We start from the raw sequence: 17370 nt of genomic DNA on the forward strand, positions 1-17370 counted from the left end.
CACGAACGAGGGGGGCGCGTGTGACAGCCGAGACCGCCGACCGGGACGCGGGCGCCGCCGGCGCGCCGCCGCCCGACCGCAGACGCGAGCAGCGCGGCTGGTACTTCTACGACTTCGCGTGCTCCGTGTACTCCACGAGCGTCCTGACCGTGTTCCTCGGCCCGTATCTGACGTCGGTGGCGAAGGCGGCGGCCGACGCGGACGGCTTCGTCCACCCGCTGGGCGTCCCCGTGCGGGCCGGGTCGGTCTTCGCGTACTCGGTCTCCCTGTCGATCGTCCTCGCCGTGCTGGTCATGCCGCTGGCGGGGGCGGCGGCGGACCGCACGGGACGCAAGAAGCCGCTGCTGGCGGCCGCCGCGTACACGGGGGCGGGCGCGACGGCGGGGATGTTCTTCCTGGAGGGCGACCGCTACCTGCTGGGCGCGCTGCTGCTGATCGTCGCCAACGCGTCGCTCGCCGTGTCGATGGCCCTGTACAACGCGTACCTGCCGCAGATCGCCGCGCCGGAGGAGCGGGACGCGGTCTCGTCGCGCGGCTGGGCGTTCGGCTACACGTCGGGCGCGCTGGTGCTGCTGCTGAACCTGGCCCTGTACACGGGGCACGCGTCGTTCGGGCTGAGCGAGACGGACGCGGTGCGGATCTGCCTGGCGTCGGCCGGCCTGTGGTGGGGCGCCTTCACCCTCGTACCGCTGCGGCGGCTGCGGGACCGGCGGGTGGCGCCCGGCGGGGAGGGCGCGGTCGGCTCGGGGTGGCGGCAGCTGGCGGCGACGCTGCGGGACATGCGGCGCCATCCGCTGACGCTGTCGTTCCTGCTGGCGTACCTGGTCTACAACGACGGCGTGCAGACCGTGATCTCCCAGGCGTCGGTCTACGGCTCCGAGGAGCTGGGCCTGGACCAGACGACGCTGATCACGGCGGTGCTGCTGGTGCAGGTGCTCGCCGTGGCCGGGGCGCTCGGGATGGGCAGGCTGGCCCGCTCGTACGGCGCGAAGCGGACGATCCTGGGCTCGCTGGCGGTGTGGACGCTGATCCTGGCCGCGGGGTACTTCCTGCCCGCGGGGGCGCCGGTGTGGTTCTACGCGCTGGCGGCGGCGATCGGTCTGGTGCTGGGCGGCAGCCAGGCGCTGTCGCGGTCGCTGTTCTCGCACCTGGTGCCGCGCGGCAAGGAGGCCGAGTACTTCTCCGCCTACGAGATGAGCGACCGCGGCCTGAGCTGGCTGGGGCCGCTGGTCTTCGGGCTCGCCTACCAGCTGACCGGGAGCTACCGGGACGCCATCGTGTCGCTCGTGCTGTTCTTCGCGGTGGGCTTCGTCCTGCTGGCGCGGGTGCCGGTGCGGCGGGCGGTCGCGGCCGCGGGCAACCCCGTGCCGGAGAGGATCTGAGTGTCGCCGGGGCCCCGGTTTAGACGGCCGGGTCAAAGGGCGGTAGTGTACGCCTTTGGCCTGCCAGGCGGACCGTTACTGCCTGTGCGGTGAACGGAGACGCCGGGTGACATCTCCTGCCAGATGTGACAAACCGGGCACTGGTGGGTACAAAAAGGGGCGGCACGACGGGCGACGCATGACCCGCAACGGGAATCTTTACCGCCGACCGGACGTTGACCGGATGACGACGACAGCGACACCTGTCCTGTGGGCGACAAGCCCGGGAGGCACGATTCATGAGTGAGCGAGCTCTTCGCGGCACGCGCCTCGTGGTGACCAGCTACGAGACCGACCGCGGCATCGATCTGGCCCCGCGCCAGGCGGTGGAGTACGCATGCGAGAAGGGGCATCGTTTCGAGATGCCGTTCTCGGTCGAGGCGGAGATCCCGCCGGAGTGGGAGTGCAAGGTCTGCGGGAGCCAGGCGCTTCTGGTGGACGGCGACGGCCCCGAGGAGAAGAAGGCGAAGCCCGCGCGTACGCACTGGGACATGCTGATGGAGCGGCGCACGCGCGAGGAGCTGGAGGAGGTGCTGGCCGAGCGGCTGGCGGTCCTGCGCTCCGGCGCCATGAACATCGCCGTGCATCCGCGCGACAGCAGGAAGTCCGCGTGACGGGTTAGCACCCGCCGCACGCGAGAGCCGCGGGGCGCGGTACGCATCGACGTACCACGCCCCGCGGCTTTCGCGTGCCCGCGTGACGGCTCCCGGTGCGGCGCGCTCCGTACGGCCCGCCCTCACGTCCCCGCCTTCGCGTCCCCGTCCTCGCGTACGGGCCGGGCCCGTGGCGCCGGCCCCCGCGCCCGTACGCGGGCATTCGGCGTACCCCGAGGGGCGGGCCGGGGCGGTTCAGGAGGTCAGCGGGGGCCGGCTGTCCCGCGGGCCCGCCGGGTCGCCCGTGTCGCGGATCACCTCGCCCGGCACCACCTTCCCGTCCGGGCGGTGGATGCGGGCCTGCCGCAGGACGGTGCCCATCCGGCGGTCGAGGGCGCGCTCCCCGTAGCGGGCGGCGGCAGCGCGGACCGGCGGGAGAAGGAGCAGCAGGCCCAGTACGTCGGAGGCCAGGCCCGGCAGCATCAGCAACAGCCCGCCGAGCATCAGCATGCCGTTGCCGCCGGCCTTCTCCTCGGGGCCGGGGGCGCCGCTCTCCTGCCGGCGCTGGAGCGTCTCGGCGAGCGTGGTGAACGCCCGGCGCCCGGCCCGCTTCACCACGGCGGCCCCGAGGACTCCGGCGCCCACCAGCAGGGCGAGCACCAGGAGGCTGCTGGAGGCGTCCGCCACCAGCGTCAGGAGCCAGATCTCCAGCACCAGCCAGGCGGCCAGGCCGAGGGGTACGAGGGTGCGGGCGCGGGAGCGCCCACGGGCGGGAGGCAGCGGAGCACCGGTCGTCATGCCCCCAGTGTGCCTGGGGCGATGACAGGACGGCGTAAGGACCCCGGCCGCCGCCGTGCTCAGCGGCGCGGGCGTCCCGCGATCCGGCCGGCGCGGCTGGTCACGCCCCAGGCGGTGACCCGCCACAGGGCCTCCACGACGATGTCCCGGCTCATCTTGGAGTCGCCGTGCTCGCGTTCGACGAAGGTGATGGGCACCTCGACCACGTGGAACCCGGCGGCGACCGCCCGCCGGGCCAGGTCGATCTGGAAGCAGTAGCCCTGCGAGGCGACGTCCTCCAGGCCGAGTCCGCGCAGGGTGTCCGCGCGGAACGCCCGGAAGCCGCCGGTGACGTCCCGGATCGGCACCCCGAGCAGCAGCCGGGAGTAGACGCTGGCACCCCGGGAGAGGTACTCGCGCGACTTCGGCCAGTTCACGATCCGGCCGCCGGGGATCCAGCGGGAGCCCAGCACGAGGTCGGCGCCCTTCAGGGCGGTGAGGAGCCGGGGCAGCTCCTCGGGGCGGTGGGAGCCGTCGGCGTCCATCTCGACCAGAACGTCGTAGCCGTGCTCCATGCCCCAGCGGAACCCGGCCAGGTAGGCCGCGCCGAGGCCCTCCTTGCCCTTGCGGTGCAGCACGTGGACGTGGGGGTCGTCGGCGGACAGCTCGTCGGCGATCTTGCCGGTGCCGTCCGGGCTGTTGTCGTCGGCGACGAGGATGTCCGCGTCCGGTACGGATTCCCGCACCCGGGAGACGATCGGCCCGATGTTCTCCGCCTCGTTGTAGGTCGGAATGATCACCAAGGCTCTGCCCAGCGGTCCGTACCGCCGCTGACTCTGACCGTCGTCTTTCACTGCTGCCCCTTACGTCCTATCGCGAATGCCCACCATAGCGAGCCCGCGGCACGGACGATCGACGAGCCGCGTCGTTCGCCGGCTCGTCGGGGGGAGCGGGCGCCCACGGGTCCGCACGGGGGCCCGGCGTCCTTCGGGCCGACCCTGGGGCCCGCTGGCTGCGGGTCGTCCGAAGAGCCGTTGTCTACTGAACGTCCGGGCCCCACCCGGGTCGCACCCCGCCCCGGCTCCCGGGAGCCGGGGGGACGCCCGCCGGAGACCTCCCCCGCCGCGCGGGGCGCTGGCGCTGAACCTGGCTCCCAGCGGTGGTGCGCCGGTGCGGCACACCACCCCGCGATCCAGCGGCGCTCCGCGGCCGCGGTGAGGCGTGCTCGGCCGGCCGGACGTCCGTGGTGGACCCGCCGAACCTACCGGCCGTTCACCGCTGCCTGTCAACACCCCGGCGACCTGCGGTTTCCGAAAGAAGGCCCAGGTCAGCGACGAAGATCCGCAGGTCGTGACGGAACGCCCGGGGCGCGCCGCGCCGGGGGCGTGCCGCCCATCTCACTCGTTCGGTCGTACGAAGACCGTCCGGCCGCCCACCACGGTCCGCAGGCACACCGGCAGCGGGTTGCCCGGCGTCAGGTCGGGCAGGCCGGGCGTGCCGGAGCGGGGGTCGGTGGACCAGCGGGCCACCCGGTCGTCGGGCGCCTGGACGACCAGGTCACCGGCCTGCCAGACGGCGTAGTCGGCGGGCGCGCCGGGCACGAGGACGCCCGCGTCGTCACGGCCGACGGCCCGCCAGCCGCCGCGCGTGTGGGCGGTGAAGGCGGCGCGGACGGAGACGCGGTGCTCGGGTGTGCGGTGGAAGGCGGCGGCGCGGACGGTGCCCCACGGGTCGAGGGGGGTGACCGGGCTGTCGGAGCCGAAGGCGAGCGGGACACCGGCGCGCAGCAGCGCCGCGTACGGGTTGAGGGTGCGGGCGCGTTCGACGCCGAGGCGCTCGGCGTACATGCCGTCGTCGCCGCCCCAGGCCGCGTCGAAGGCGGGCTGCACGGAGGCGGTGAGGCCCAGTTCGGCGAAGGCGGCGATGGTCTCGGGGGTGAGCATCTCGGCGTGCTCGACGCGGTGCCGGGCGGCGCGGACCCGGTGGAGGCCGACCTTGTCGGCGGCGGCCCGGACCCCTTCCACCACGGCGGTCACGGCGGCGTCGCCGATGGCGTGGAAACCGGCCTGGAGCCCGGCCTCGGTGCAGGCGGTCACATGGGCGGCGACGGAGGCCGCGTCGAGGTGGGCGGTACCGGTGTGCGCCGCGTCGGCGTACGACTCGTGCAGGCAGGCGGTGTGGGATCCGAGGGACCCGTCGACGAAGAGGTCGCCGGCCGCGCCGACCGCGCCCAGCTCGCGGACGCGGCGGGCGTCCTCGGGGCCGCCGACGGCCTGCGCCCAGTAGCCGACGACCCTGGGGAGCGGTTCCTCGCCGGCGAGCCTCAGCAGGCTGGTGAAGTCCGCCTCGTCGGAGATGTCGGGGCCGCCGCACTCGTGGACGGTGCCGATGCCGAGGGACGCGGCGCGGTGGAGCGCGGCGCGCTGGGCCTCGGCGCGCTGGGCCGGGGTGACGGCGCCGTGGGCGGCGGCCCGTACGGCGTGGTGGGCGGCGCCGGTGAGGGGCGCGTCCGGGTGGTAGCCGTCGAGGCCGGTGACGCCGGGGACGAGGTCGAGGAGCGCGGTGGTGACGACGGCGGAGTGCACATCGACGCGCGGCAGGTACAGGGGGCGTCCGCCGGTGGCCTCGTCCAGTTCGCCGCGGGTCGGGTGGCGCCGCTCGGGCCAGCGCGCGGCGTCCCAGCCGTGGCCGAGCAGGACCCGGTCACCGGGCCGGGAGGCGGCGAAGTCCCGTACGAGCGCGAGGGCTTCGCCCAGGTCGCGGGCGCCGGACAGGTCGAGGCCGGTCAGCGCCAGGCCGGTGGCGGTGGTGTGGACATGGGCGTCGGTGAACGCGGGGGTGACGAGGGCGCCTTCGAGGTCGATCACCTCGTCGACGCCGGAGGCGAAGGCGTCGGCCGCGCCCTCGGAGCCGACCCAGGCGACATGGCCGCGCTCGACGACCATCGCGGTGGCGAAGGGGTCGGCGGGGCTGTGCACCTCGCCGCCGCGCAGCAGCAGGGTCGGGGTCTCCCCTGTCCGTGCGGTGTCGGTGGCCTGGGAGTCGCGTTCGTGCTCGGTCATGGTGACCAGCGTAGACATCGCCGACGGCCCCACCCGGCCGGGGCCGGTCGGCACGGCGCCCGGGGCCCAGCACGCGGTCAGACGCGCGGTCGGGCGCCCTGCGCGGGGCGGACGTCCGCGGGGTCGGGCGCCCGGCGCGTGGCCAGGCGCCCGGCGCCGGGTCGGACGCCCGTGGGTCAGACGCGCGGGGGTCTTGCCTCGTACGGGGTGGAGAGGACGACCGTGGTGCGGGTGGAGACCCCGGCCTGCGAGCGGATCCTGGTCAGGAGGTGCTCCAGCTCCAGCGGGGTCGCCACGCGGACCTTGAGGATGTAGTTCTCCTCCCCCGCCACGCTGTGGCAGGCCTCGATCTCGGGGATGTCGGCGAGCCGGTCCGCGATGTCGTCTGGGGCGCTGGGGTCGAAGGGTTTCACCGAGATGAACGCGGTCATCGGCAGCCCCACCGCCTCGGGGTCGACGACGGCGGCGTACCCGCGGATGACGCCGCGCTGTTCAAGGCGGCGGACGCGCTGATGCACCGCCGAGGTGGACAGGCCGGTGGCCTTGCCCAGGTCGGTGTAGCTCATGCGCCCGTCCTTGACGAGCAACTCGACGATCTGACGATCCAGCTCCTCCATGCGGTCAACCTATTGCCCCGGAACCCTTCCGGCCCAGTCGGCCGGCCACCGCGGGGGCACCTGCGGACGGCATGTGACGAACGCCACACGTTCATGGTCACGGTCGTTCAGGACCGGACGGTTATCGACAGGGCCCGGGGGGAATTGCTTGCTGTGGTCGGGGCCGCATTGCCTGGTCGGCCCGTCTGAGGGGGAGATTCTCCATGCAGGAGCCTGTTGATTCGGTCGAGGCCGAAGAGCTCGACGCAGACGACATGTTCGAGATGTTCCGGGTCGTCTGCCCGGACTGCGCGCAGCCCATCGCGCTGCTCGCCGACGAGGACGTGCTGCCGGAGCACGCGCTGTGCCCGACGCCGTGGAACCCGTTCGTCCTGTCGGTGTGCACCGGCTCCGGCCGGCCGGCGTCCGACGCGCGGCCGGTTGACGAGGAGTCGGGTCCCCAGGAGCAGGAGATGGGGCTGCTGCTGACGCTGCCTCAGGGGATCGACTGGCGTACGCAGCCGTTCTCGCACGTGGGCGGGCCGGGCTCCCGTCCGATCAAGGTGAAGGTGCCGCGGATGCGCGACGCCGCCTCGCGGATGGGGCGCGCCGCCTGACACCACGCCGCTGAGCAGCCCTCCGCCCCGGTGCGCATACGCGACCGGGGCGGTTTCGTCGTGTCCGGGGCGCGCGCCGCTCCGCGGTGGTACGCGGCGGACCCGGCGGCCGGGGCGGGGCGGCGCCGGTGCGGGGCGGCCGCGAGGACGGCGGCGGGCGCCCGAGCCGCACCGGGACGCCCGGCCCCGCGCGAGGCGCCCGGCGGGGCCTTGCCGCACCGGGACGCACCGCCGCGCGCCGGGCGTCGGCGCGGTACCGGCGTGCCGCGGTGCCGGCCGGCCTTCGGGGGCGCGGGCGTCAGCGGCTCTCGGGGCCCGCGAGGTGGCGGGCGATGACGACCCGCTGGATCTGGTTGGTGCCCTCGACGATCTGGAGGACCTTCGCCTCGCGCATGTACCGCTCCGCCGGGAAGTCGGCCGTGTAGCCGTACCCGCCGAGCACCTGGACGGCGTCGGTGGTGACCTTCATCGCGGCGTCCGTGCAGAACAGCTTCGCCATCGCGGCCTGCCGGGAGAACGGCCGGCCGGCGTCCCGCAGCCGGGCCGCCGCGAGGTACAGGGCGCGGCCCGCCTCGATCTGCGTGGCCATGTCCGCGAGCATGAAGCGCAGGCCCTGGAAGTCGGCGATGGGGCGGCCGAACTGGCGGCGCTCCCCCGCGTAGGCGACGGCCTCGTCGAGTGCGGCCTGCGCGACGCCGATGGCGCAGGCGGCGATGCCCAGGCGCCCGGAGTCCAGGGCGGACAGGGCGATCGTGAAGCCCTGGCCCTCCTCGCCGATGCGGCGGGAGTCGGGGACGCGGACGCCGTCGAAGTGGAGCTGGGCGGTGGGCGAGCCCTTCATGCCCATCTTCTTCTCGGGCGCGGCGGCGGTGAGCCCCTCGGCGTCGCCGGGGACGAGGAACGCGGTGATGCCGCGCGGGCCCTCCACACCGGTGCGGGCCATCACCGTGTAGAAGTCGGCGACCCCGCCGTGGGTGATCCACGCCTTGGTACCGGTGATGACCCAGTCGTCGCCGTCGCGGACGGCCTTGGTGCGCAGTGAGGCCGCGTCGGAGCCGGAGGCCGGTTCGGAGAGGCAGTAGCCGCCCAGGAGGCCGCCGCCGAGCATCGCGGGCAGGTGCTCGGCCTGCTGTTCCTTGCTGCCGAAGCCGGCGAGCCCGTGGCAGGCCAGGGTGTGGACGCTGGCGCCGAGGCCGACGGTGAGGCGGGCGGCCGCCAGCTCCTCCAGGACCTGGAGGTACACCTCGTAGGGCTGGTCGCCGCCGCCGTGGGCGGAGTCGTAGGGCAGGCCGAGCAGGCCCGACTCGGAGAGCAGGGTGAAGACCTCGCGCGGGAAGTGCCCGGCGTCCTCTTCCTCGGCCGCCCGGGGAGCGATCTCCCTCTGGACGATGTCGCGCACCAGGGCGATCAGATCCCTGGACTCCTCGGTGGGCAGCTGGCGGTCCACCGGCTGCGGGGCGCGGTCGGGCATTGCGGCGCTCTCCTCCCTGTCGGGCGCTGCGGCGGGCGCGCGAACGGGTGTGGGCGGCGCCGCCGGGTCTCACTGCTGCACCGATGCTGCCGTCCCGGATCACGGAAACGGCAGTTCAGCGGCTGTGGCGGCACGAGTATGCCCGATCGGATGGCTCCCGTCACCAGCGGAAAGACACCCTTCGATAACGCTCGTTCACATCCCGGCGGGGAGGTGCCGGGGAAGATCAGAGAAGGCCGGCCTGGGTGACGAACATGGCGATGACGACGACGAGGACCCAGCCGAGGGCGTGCTCGAGCGGATTGGGCCCGTCGTCCTTGGGGCCTCCGGTGCGGGCGCGGACGAGGGGGGCGGCGGCTGCGTTCGCGGTCATGGCATCTCGCTGTGTGTCGTACGGCTGTGGCGGTTCCCCCCGTGCCCCTCCACAGTGCCAGCGGCAAACCCGTCATGGGGAGAGACGTTCCTCACGCTGCCGGCGGCCCCGGGGAGCCGCCGGGCGCCAGGGATGCCCCGGCGGGTCCCCGTCCGGGAGGGGCGGCCGAGCCGCGTCCACCCCTCCCTGCGGTGTGCTGTCAGAACGCGAAGACGCTGCCGTAGGTGTTCTTCACGCACTGGTTGCCGAAGGTGCGCTCATACGAGACGCTCCGGCCCTCCCAGACGCCGCTGACGGTCACGACGACGGGGTCGTAGTACATCGGGCACATCACGCCCGGAGTGGGCTGCAGGGCGTCGAAGTCGCCGTTCACGCGGCGCAGTTCGGTGCAGGCCGACTTGGCGTCCGGGTGGGTGCCGGAGACGGTGGGCGAGCAGGTCAGGGTGGCCTGGCGCACCTGCGGGGCGGTGCCGTCGGGAGAGAGGGCGCCTGTGTACGTGGCGGTCATGACCAGGGACGAGGCCTCGGGGGCCGCGGTGGCGGCTCCGGTGAGGGGTCCGAGCACGGCGGTGGCCGCCAGTCCCAGAGCCGTTGCCCAGCGCGCGATGTTCCGCATGATGTGCGTCCTTACGCTTCGATTCGAGGGTTTCGCCGCACCGGCAGGTCGTGTCGGAACGGCGAGCGCGAGTCTGCCGAGCGCACCGCCTGCGCACACCACGACCACATGCTTTTCGGCAACCCGGCATGCCCTATGAATGGCAAAAAATCACGCAGTCTTTACATTTCAAGCCCGAAAAGAGGCAGGTCGTGATCGATTGAGCGCGAAAGATGGCGTGAACTCAGCGTTCGATAATCGACCCGAAGTGAACGTTATCCGGGACATCGACCCATTCCGGGTTCTCGGCGACGACACTCGGTAGCCACGCGGACGCCACCTGGAGTCGCCGGGAAGTTCGTCGGGGGCGGCGGCGGCGAATACCGGCCACACGGCCGTGCGCGCCGGAAGGCGGCCCCCGGCAGGGGTGCCGCCTTCCGGTGTCCGAGGCGGGCCACGGGCTCCGTCATCTCGCCCGAGCCCGTGTGCCGCGAGGCCGAGTCATGGCCGCCGGGTCGATGGAGACGGCCGGGGGCCGCAGATGCTCACATCAGGCCGAGCGACCGCAGCACGCGCTGCTGTCCGGGTGTCGCCGCGAGCGGCCAGTAGAGGTAGCAGACCCCGCCCGTACCGCCTCTGACCTTGCCGTTGGCGTCGTACCTCTTCGTCCGCAGCCAGATGTTCTCCCACTCGCGGCGCCGGTAGACACGGCGGACGGCCTGGTTGGTCGGGGACGCCGGGTCGTTGGCGATCACATCGCCTTCGGCGGTGAAGCCGATCACCGTCATCAGATGGCCGGCGGTGCCGTAGCCGGCGCCGGCCAGCTCGCCCTCCACGAACGACTGGGAGGTGATCGCGGGGATGCCCTCCGCGATGAGCGCCTCCAGGTCGGTGAGCGAGCGCAGCCGGGTCACGACGGCGTTCATGTCGTCGTAGGTGGCGGCGTAGGCGGCGTTGAAGGGCCAGTTGCCGCAGCCCTGGTACTGGAAGTCGTACGTGTGGCGGGCGGCGTGGCAGACCTGCGGGTCGGCGTACTCGGGGTTCACCCAGGCCAGCTGCCGGGCGGTGGGGCGGCGGCCCCAGTACTCGATGATCATCTGCGAGGAGGTGGGGCTGCACCAGGCCTCGCCGCCGTTGTCGTACTCGGGGTACTGGCCGATGTGGGTGTTCTGCGAATAGCGCGGGACGATCAGCTCGCGGGTGACGCGGTGCTCGGCGGCCGGGACGGTGAACCGGTCGGGTACGGCGGAGGCCATGGCGCCCACCCGCCATACGGTGGGGGTGCGGTCGCCGCCCGGCGCGCGGTGGAGGGTGACGCGGAGCCGGTACGAGGTGGGGCGCGGTCCGTTCGCGGGGTCGTCGACCGCGACGGTGTCGGTCCAGACGCTGGTCCGGTCGTCGCCCTGGCCGTCGGCCGTGGTGCGGCGGATGTCGCCGTCGCCGGCCGCCCAGCGGGCCATCACGTACCAGGGCGAGTCGGTGCCGTCGGGGTAGCCGGCCGACAGCTCGACGGTGATCCACGTCCCGGTGGGCGTGTCGGCGTTCCAGGAGGCGATCAGCTCGGTCGCGGGGGCGGGCGTCGTGTGGCGCGGGGAGGTCCAGGTGGCGTACTCCCAGGTGGCGGCGGTGCCGGTGTGCGGGTCGGTGTAGGCGGCCCGGCCCGCGGCGGTGCCGAAGACGATGCCGGGGCGGGGACCCGGCACGACGCGCACCCCGTCGGCGGTGCCGGAGCGCCAGTCGGCGCAGGTGGTCCAGAAGCGGTTGTCGACCATCGCCCCGGCCGCGCCGCCGCCCGTTTCCGGCCGGGCGGCGGCGCTGTCGGCCGTGCCGGGCGCGGCCGCGCCGGGAGCGGGGTGCGGGGCGGTCGCCGCCGTCGCGGCGGGGGCCGCGACGGTCGCGGCGGACGCCGTGGCCAGGGCGGCGGCGAGCACGGTCCTGCGCGAGGTGGGTTCGGGCATACGGGCGTTCCCCCTGTTCGGGTGTCGGGTCCGGCCCGTCCGGACACGGGTGATCGCTCGGCACGGGTCGGCGGGCCCACTATCGCCGGGGAACCCCGCATCCGCCAGGCAATCCGCGGCCGGGTCCCCCGAGCAGCCGCCCCCCGGGGGACGGAGACCGCCGCGTCGTAGGGTGGCGGCATGTCCTCCACCGAGCCCGCCCGCGGTCCCGCGCGGGGCGGCGGCACCGACCTCGGGGCGCTCGCCGGTCTGCTGCGCGCCCTGCCGCCGTCCTGCGGGCCGGTGCGGCTGGTCGCGGTCGACGGGCACGCCGGATCGGGCAAGTCGACGTTCGCCGCGCGGCTCGCCGACGCCCTCGGCGGAGCGCCCGTCCTCCACCTCGACGACATCGCCACGCACGAGGAGCTGTTCGCCTGGACGGACCGGCTGCGGGAGCAGGTACTCGACCCGTTCGCCCGCGGCGAGGCGGCGCGGTACCGCCCGTACGACTGGACCGCGCGCCGGTTCGGGCCGGCGCGGCGGCTGCCCGCGGCGGATGTGGTGCTGGTCGAGGGGGTGGGCGCCGGGCGTCGGGCGCTGCGGCCCTCTCTGGCGGGGCTGCTGTGGATGGAGCGGGCTCCCGAGGACTCCTGGCGGCGCGGCCGCCGTCGGGACGGGCCGGAGCAGTCCGCCTTCTGGGACGGATGGACAGTGGCGGAGACCCGCCATTTCGCCCGGGACCCTTCCCTGCCCTTCGCGGACTTCCTGATACGTGAGTGCCACGGGGGCCATCTGTGGCTGCCGAGGCGGCTTCCGGCCGTCGATTCGAAGCCGGTTCGTGACGCAGAGTGACCATGCTCGGGGCCCTGCCGAAAGTGTCGTAAATCAGTCGCCCGGACTGCCTCAACTTCGCTTGACCGAGGGGCCGTACAGGTCTTACGTTTCCCATGTGCGGCTTTTAGCAAGTCGCCGCAGACGCGAAGCCCCCGGTTGTTCCCCCGTGATCGGGGGCTTCGTTCTGCCCTCCACACCCGCTCGGCGCCCATGCGCGGCGGCTCGACGCTCACCCTCGGTCACCGTCGTGAGCGCGCCCGTGAACGCCCCCCGAGCGCTGGTCGCGCCCTTAGTTCCGCCCCCCGCCCGCGGGTACGATGCCCCCGGTGCGGTCAAAACCCGTCCACGAGAAGGCGGTTCGGAAGGCCCCGGTGGGCGCCCGCCCGGCCGGACGGCTCCGGGGACACGTGTTGTGGGGGGACCCGATGGACATCGGCACGCAGGCTCCGGCCGAGCTCGCCTGGCTGCGCGGGGTCGACGCCTACACGATGGGCGCGTATCCCCAGGCCGAGGAGGAGTTCCGCGCCGCCGTACGGATCGATCCCGGCATGGCCGACGCCTGGCTCGGGCTGCACGCCCTGCGCGTGGACACGACGACCGCGCTGCTGCGCATGTACCACCACCGCGACCGGTTCGGCGAGCAGCGGCGCCGCCACCGCAGGACGCTCAACTCCTGGTACTGGCTCGGCTGGTGGGTGCAGCCGGTACTGGAGAGCCCGCGCGATCTGCTGCTGGCCCACGCCTCCCACTGGCTGGACGGCCGGCACGTCCCGGAGCTCGACCGGGCGCTCGCGGGGCTGCCGCCCGTGGACGCCGATCCGCAGGTGCGGTTCCTGCACGCCTGCCGGGCGTACCTGGTCAAGGACTGGGACCAGCTGGTGCGCCACACCGAGCCGCTGGTCGACGACCCGCTGCTGGGCATCGAGGCGGGGCTGTTCGGCGGCATGGCGCGGGTGCGCCTGGAGATGTACGGGCAGGCGGAGCCGCTGCTGTCGGCGGCGCTGATGCGGTGCCGCAGCGAGCAGCCGCAGCGCAAGGAGCTGCGCTACTGGCTGGCGCGGGCGCACGAGGGCACCGGCCGCACCGCCGCCGCGCTGCCGCTGTACCGGGCGGTGCACCGGGTGGACCCGGCGTTCATGGACACGGCCGCGCGGCTCGCGGCGATCGCCGAGTACGACGGCTTCGACGGCACCCCGGAGGAGACGGCCGGGCTCGCCGCCGTGTCGCTGGCGGGCGGCGCGGGCATCGGGGGCGGGGCGGACGGCGGGCCGGGCGCGGACCTGCTGGACCCGGGGCCCGAGCCGGACACGCCCGCCCCCGGCATCCCGCAGCAGGCCGGGCCCGGCACCGGCCGGGGCGGCCCGGTGCCCGGGGCGCCGCCCGCGCAGCCCGTACCGCCGGGCGGGGCGCGGGAGAAGGCGGCCGGGGCCGCGGCGGGGCGTGTGGTGGCGCCGCCCTTCCCGGCGAGCCCGACCGACCCGGCGCTGCTGGCCCAGGCGCTGGCGGAGCTGGAGCGGATGGTCGGCCTGGACCCGGTGAAACGGCAGGTCAAGGCGTTGTCCGCGCAGCTGGAGATGGCCCGGTTAAGGGCCGGCCAGGGGCTTCCCGTGCAGCCGCCGAAGCGGCACTTCGTCTTCTCCGGGCCGTCCGGCACCGGGAAGACCACCGTCGCCCGCATTCTCGGCCGGGTGTTCTACGCCCTGGGGCTGCTCGGCGGCGACCATCTCGTGGAGGCCCAGCGCGCCGACCTCGTCGGGGAGTTCCTGGGCCAGACGGCGGTGAAGGCCAACGAGCTGATCGACTCGGCGCTCGGCGGCGTGCTGTTCGTGGACGAGGCGTACTCGCTGTCGAACTCGGGCTACAGCAAGGGCGACGCGTACGGCGACGAGGCCCTCCAGGTGCTGCTGAAGCGCGCCGAGGACAACCGCGACCACCTGGTGGTGATCCTCGCCGGCTACCCGGAGGGCATGGACCGGCTGCTCGCCGCCAATCCGGGGCTGTCGTCCCGCTTCACCACGCGGGTCGACTTCCCGTCGTACCGGCCGCAGGAGCTCACCGAGATCGGCAAGGTGCTGGCGGCGGCCAACGGCGACACGTGGGACGACGAGGCGCTGGACGAGCTGCGCTCCATCAGCGGCCACGTCGTGGAGCAGGGCTGGATCGACGAGCTGGGCAACGGCCGGTTCCTGCGGACGCTGTACGAGAAGTCCTGCGCCTACCGGGACCTGCGGCTCTCCGGGTACGCGGGCACGCCGACGCGCGAGGACCTGGCGACGCTGCGGCTGCCGGACCTGATGCAGGCGTACGGGGAGGTCCTGTCGGGCCGCGGGCCGGGCGGCCGGGGCCCGCAGGACCCCCCGCCGGCGTACTGACCGGCCGGCCGCCGGCACGGCCCCGGACCCCACGCCGGCACGACCCCGGACCGCACGCCGGGACGCCCGCCCCTCCGGTGGGGCGAGTGCCGTCACACCGGTGGGCCGGGCGCCGCCTCACGCGGGAAGGGCGTCCGCCTCCGGTGCCGGGCGCGGGCGCGTGGCCGGGCGCGGATGCGCGGGCGCCTGGTCGGGTACGCGGTGCGCCGGGTCCCGCACCTCCCCCACCAGCATCTCCAGGACGTCCTCCAGCGCGACCAGGCCGAGCACCCGGCCCGAGGCGTCCGCGACCTGCGCCAGATGGGCCGCCGCGCGGCGCATCACGGCCAGTGCGTCGTCCAGCGGCAGTTCGGCCCGCAGCGTGGTCATGGGCCGCCACACGTGCTGCGGCACGGCCCGGTCCGCGTCCTCCAGGTCCAGGACGTCCTTGACGTGCAGGAAGCCGAGGTACGCGCCGCCGCCGTCCGCCCGGACGGGGAACCGCGAGTACCCGGTGCGCACCGTCAGGGCCTCCAGCCGGGCGGGCGTCACCGACGGCGGCACGGTCACCACGGCCGCGTGCGGGATCATCACCTCCCGTACGGGGCGGGTGCCCAGCTCCAGGGCGTCCTCCAGGCGCTCCCGCTCGGCCGGGTCGAGCAGCCCGGCCTGTCCGGCGTCCTCGACCAGGCGGTTGAGCTGCTCGCTGGTGAAGACGGCCTCCACCTCGTCCTTCGGCTCCACCCCGAAGGCCCGCAGCACGGCGGCGGAGCAGGCGCCGAACGCCGCGGTGACCGGGCGGCACAGCCGGGCGAAGCCGACCAGGGCGGGGCTGAGCCACAGCGCGGTCCGCTCGGGCGCGGCCATCGCCAGGTTCTTCGGGACCATCTCCCCCACCACCAGGTGCAGGAAGACGACCACGGCGAGCGCGATGACGTACCCGAGCGGGTGGACGAGCCCCTCGGGGAGGCGGACGGCGTGGAACACCGGCTCCAGCAGCCGCGCGACGGTCGGCTCGGCGACCGCGCCGAGGGTGAGCGAGCAGACCGTGATGCCGAACTGGGCGGCGGCCATCATCTGCGGCAGGTTCTCCAGCCCGTACAGGACCGTGCGGGCGCGTTTGGTGCCGATCTGCTCGATCTGGCTGCGGCGGACGGAGACGAGGGCGAACTCGGCGCCCACGAAGAAGCCGTTCCCGATCACCAGCAGCGCCGCGAAGAGGAGTTGCAGGGCGCTCACCGGGCGGCCTCCGCCACATCGGCGGTGCGGACCAGCCGGACGCGTCCGGCGCGGTAGCGGTCCACCTGGCGGACCAGGAGGCGCCAGCCGGGCAGTTCGGCGCGGTCGCCGGGGGCCGGGATGCGGCCCAGCAGGTCCGCGACGAGCCCGGCGACCGTCTCGTACGGGCCCTCGGGTACCTCCAGTCCTATCCGCTTCAGTTCGTGGACCCGGCAGCTGCCGTCCGCCTCCCAGGCGGGCCGGCCGTCCTCGGGGGCGACCGCGGCGAGTTCCGGCTCGTCGCCGGTGTGGGTGTCGTGCTCGTCGCGGACCTCGCCGACCAGCTCCTCCACGATGTCCTCCAGGGTGACGACCCCGGCCGTGCCGCCGTACTCGTCCACGACGACGGCGATGGGCTGCTCGCTGCGGAGCCGCTCCAGGAGGGTCTGCGCGGGCAGTGTCTCCGGGACGAGGAGCGGCGGTACGGCGATCCGGCCGACGGGGGTGCGCAGCCGGGCGGGCGCGGGCACGGCGAGCGCGTCCTTGAGGTGGACCATTCCGACGATCTCGTCGATGCGCTCGCGGTAGACGGGGAAGCGGGACAGGCCCGTCGCCCGGGTGAGGTTGAGGACGTCGGCGGCGGTCGCGTCGGTGCGCAGGGCGCAGACCTTCACGCGGGGCGTCATCACATGCTGCGCGGTGAGCCCGCCGAGGGACAGGGTCCGTACGAAGAGGTCGGCGGTGTCCTGTTCGAGGGCGCCGGCGCGGGCCGAGTGCCGTGCCAGGGCGACCAGTTCGCCGGGGGTGCGGGCGGAGGCCAGCTCCTCGGTGGGCTCCACGCCCATGAGCCGGACGAGCCGGTTGGCGACCGCGTTGAGCAGGGCGATGACCGGCCGGAAGACCGCGGCGAACGCGTACTGCGGGCCGGCGACGAACCGGGCGACCTGGAGCGGCCGGGACACCGCCCAGTTCTTCGGGACGAGTTCGCCGACGACCATCTGGAGGGCGGAGGCGGCGAGCATGCCGACGCCCACGGCGGTGGCGGACACGGCCCCTTCGGGCAGTCCGGTCGCGGTGAGCGGGCCGCTGAGCAGCCGGGCCAGCGCGGGCTGCGCGAGCATGCCGACGACGAGGGAGGTCAGGGTGATGCCGAGCTGGGTGCCGGAGAGCTGGAAGGACAGCTCGCGCAGCGCCTTGACGACCGTGCGGGCGCGCCGGTCGCCGGTGGCCGCGGCGCGTTCGGCGTCGGCGCGTTCGACGGTCACCAGGCCGAACTCGGCGGCGACGAAGAAGCCGTTCGCGAGGATCAGGAGGAAGGCCGCGGCGAGCAGGAGGAGGGAGAGGGTCATGCCGCCGCCTCCTCGGATGTGCGGGGGGCGGCGTGGGTACTACAGGACGGTCCGTCCATTGCCGGAGGGAATCACTCCTCGGGTCGCAGGTGCCCCGCCGGCCCGGTCGCTGCCGTCGGTGCGGGGCGGGGCGCACCGGGCGCCGCCGCGACAAGAGTAATCACGCAGGCCCGGCC

15 protein-coding genes are annotated in these 17370 nt (G+C 74.3%); 5 read left to right on the forward strand and 10 right to left on the reverse strand.

The genetic code is table 11. The features are described from left to right. Positions 1 to 20 precede the first annotated feature (20 nt). Together ACSUPT_RS03650 and ACSUPT_RS03655 are read left to right on the forward strand one after the other, a co-directional pair. Entirely contained in the window at positions 21 to 1382 is a 1362-nt protein-coding gene (locus ACSUPT_RS03650) for an MFS transporter (RefSeq protein ID WP_365727108.1), read from the forward strand. Between the two features lie 278 nt (positions 1383 to 1660). After that, a complete protein-coding gene (locus ACSUPT_RS03655; protein ID WP_010468770.1) occupies positions 1661 to 2035 on the forward strand; it encodes an RNA polymerase-binding protein RbpA in 375 nt (124 codons plus the stop codon). A 234-nt stretch (positions 2036 to 2269) separates the two neighbouring features. Here the strand turns inward: ACSUPT_RS03655 and fxsA are convergent, their stop codons facing one another. The 4 genes from fxsA to ACSUPT_RS03675 form a co-directional block, all read right to left on the reverse strand. Further along, a complete protein-coding gene (gene fxsA / locus ACSUPT_RS03660) occupies positions 2270 to 2812 on the reverse strand; it encodes an FxsA family membrane protein (RefSeq protein ID WP_436943461.1) in 543 nt (180 codons plus the stop codon). Between the two features lie 59 nt (positions 2813 to 2871). Further along, complete coding sequence (locus ACSUPT_RS03665) at positions 2872 to 3591, reverse strand: polyprenol monophosphomannose synthase (protein WP_365727104.1); 720 nt, start codon at positions 3589 to 3591, stop codon at positions 2872 to 2874. Positions 3592 to 4188: 597 nt separating this feature from the next. Beyond that, the gene (locus ACSUPT_RS03670; protein WP_436943462.1) at positions 4189 to 5853 is read right to left on the reverse strand and encodes an amidohydrolase; all 1665 of its coding nucleotides are present in this window, start codon (positions 5851 to 5853) and stop codon (positions 4189 to 4191) included. Between the two features lie 176 nt (positions 5854 to 6029). Then, positions 6030 to 6470: an Lrp/AsnC family transcriptional regulator gene (locus ACSUPT_RS03675; protein ID WP_351962918.1), complete on the reverse strand. Its 441-nt coding sequence runs from the start codon at positions 6468 to 6470 to the stop codon at positions 6030 to 6032. Positions 6471 to 6673: 203 nt separating this feature from the next. Here ACSUPT_RS03675 and ACSUPT_RS03680 point away from each other — a divergent pair, with 203 nt between their 5' ends. Continuing rightward, the gene (locus ACSUPT_RS03680; protein WP_351962919.1) at positions 6674 to 7066 is read left to right on the forward strand and encodes a hypothetical protein; all 393 of its coding nucleotides are present in this window, start codon (positions 6674 to 6676) and stop codon (positions 7064 to 7066) included. A gap of 298 nt (positions 7067 to 7364) precedes the next feature. Here the strand turns inward: ACSUPT_RS03680 and ACSUPT_RS03685 are convergent, their stop codons facing one another. From ACSUPT_RS03685 to ACSUPT_RS03700, 4 genes are all read right to left on the reverse strand, one after another. Next, a complete protein-coding gene (locus ACSUPT_RS03685) occupies positions 7365 to 8537 on the reverse strand; it encodes an acyl-CoA dehydrogenase family protein (protein WP_351962920.1) in 1173 nt (390 codons plus the stop codon). 226 nt (positions 8538 to 8763) lie between these two features. Then, complete coding sequence (locus ACSUPT_RS03690; protein WP_351962921.1) at positions 8764 to 8910, reverse strand: SCO1431 family membrane protein; 147 nt, start codon at positions 8908 to 8910, stop codon at positions 8764 to 8766. A 199-nt stretch (positions 8911 to 9109) separates the two neighbouring features. Then, positions 9110 to 9526, reverse strand: coding sequence for a subtilase-type protease inhibitor (locus ACSUPT_RS03695; RefSeq protein WP_361661388.1), 417 nt, complete (start codon positions 9524 to 9526; stop codon positions 9110 to 9112). 524 nt (positions 9527 to 10050) lie between these two features. Further along, positions 10051 to 11463 (reverse strand): peptidase C39 family protein, encoded by a 1413-nt coding sequence (locus ACSUPT_RS03700; protein ID WP_436943463.1) that lies wholly within the window; start codon positions 11461 to 11463, stop codon positions 10051 to 10053. Between the two features lie 180 nt (positions 11464 to 11643). Between ACSUPT_RS03700 and ACSUPT_RS03705 the strand changes: the two genes are divergently transcribed. Continuing rightward, positions 11644 to 12294 carry a uridine kinase family protein gene (locus tag ACSUPT_RS03705; protein WP_351962924.1) on the forward strand — a complete coding sequence of 217 codons (651 nt, stop codon included), beginning with the start codon at positions 11644 to 11646 and terminating at the stop codon, positions 12292 to 12294. Between the two features lie 407 nt (positions 12295 to 12701). Further along, positions 12702 to 14648: an AAA family ATPase gene (locus tag ACSUPT_RS03710; RefSeq protein WP_436943464.1), complete on the forward strand. Its 1947-nt coding sequence runs from the start codon at positions 12702 to 12704 to the stop codon at positions 14646 to 14648. A gap of 117 nt (positions 14649 to 14765) precedes the next feature. Here ACSUPT_RS03710 and ACSUPT_RS03715 read toward each other — a convergent pair whose 3' ends face one another. After that, the gene (locus ACSUPT_RS03715) at positions 14766 to 15866 is read right to left on the reverse strand and encodes a hemolysin family protein (protein ID WP_361661394.1); all 1101 of its coding nucleotides are present in this window, start codon (positions 15864 to 15866) and stop codon (positions 14766 to 14768) included. Continuing rightward, the gene (locus tag ACSUPT_RS03720; protein ID WP_436943465.1) at positions 15863 to 17194 is read right to left on the reverse strand and encodes a hemolysin family protein; all 1332 of its coding nucleotides are present in this window, start codon (positions 17192 to 17194) and stop codon (positions 15863 to 15865) included. Before ACSUPT_RS03720 ends, ACSUPT_RS03715 begins: the two co-directional genes overlap by 4 nt. Positions 17195 to 17370: the final 176 nt, after the last annotated feature.

Origin of the sequence: Streptomyces sp. SudanB25_2051, assembly GCF_964272635.1 — a bacterium.
In the GTDB taxonomy this organism is placed as follows: domain Bacteria; phylum Actinomycetota; class Actinomycetes; order Streptomycetales; family Streptomycetaceae; genus Streptomyces.

What these genes read in the sequence shown, in the direction of transcription:
- ACSUPT_RS03685 (WP_351962920.1), bottom strand. Translation starts at nt 8,537, where the DNA reads ATGCCCGACCGCGCCCCGCAGCCGGTGGACCGCCAGCTGCCCACCGAG.
- ACSUPT_RS03695 (WP_361661388.1), bottom strand. Translation starts at nt 9,526, where the DNA reads ATGCGGAACATCGCGCGCTGGGCAACGGCTCTGGGACTGGCGGCCACC.
- ACSUPT_RS03720 (WP_436943465.1), bottom strand. Translation starts at nt 17,194, where the DNA reads ATGACCCTCTCCCTCCTCCTGCTCGCCGCGGCCTTCCTCCTGATCCTC.
- ACSUPT_RS03705 (WP_351962924.1), top strand. Translation starts at nt 11,644, where the DNA reads ATGTCCTCCACCGAGCCCGCCCGCGGTCCCGCGCGGGGCGGCGGCACC.
- ACSUPT_RS03690 (WP_351962921.1), bottom strand. Translation starts at nt 8,910, where the DNA reads ATGACCGCGAACGCAGCCGCCGCCCCCCTCGTCCGCGCCCGCACCGGA.
- ACSUPT_RS03675 (WP_351962918.1), bottom strand. Translation starts at nt 6,470, where the DNA reads ATGGAGGAGCTGGATCGTCAGATCGTCGAGTTGCTCGTCAAGGACGGG.
- ACSUPT_RS03680 (WP_351962919.1), top strand. Translation starts at nt 6,674, where the DNA reads ATGCAGGAGCCTGTTGATTCGGTCGAGGCCGAAGAGCTCGACGCAGAC.
- ACSUPT_RS03670 (WP_436943462.1), bottom strand. Translation starts at nt 5,853, where the DNA reads ATGACCGAGCACGAACGCGACTCCCAGGCCACCGACACCGCACGGACA.
- ACSUPT_RS03700 (WP_436943463.1), bottom strand. Translation starts at nt 11,463, where the DNA reads ATGCCCGAACCCACCTCGCGCAGGACCGTGCTCGCCGCCGCCCTGGCC.
- ACSUPT_RS03655 (WP_010468770.1), top strand. Translation starts at nt 1,661, where the DNA reads ATGAGTGAGCGAGCTCTTCGCGGCACGCGCCTCGTGGTGACCAGCTAC.
- ACSUPT_RS03710 (WP_436943464.1), top strand. Translation starts at nt 12,702, where the DNA reads ATGGACATCGGCACGCAGGCTCCGGCCGAGCTCGCCTGGCTGCGCGGG.
- fxsA (WP_436943461.1), bottom strand. Translation starts at nt 2,812, where the DNA reads ATGACGACCGGTGCTCCGCTGCCTCCCGCCCGTGGGCGCTCCCGCGCC.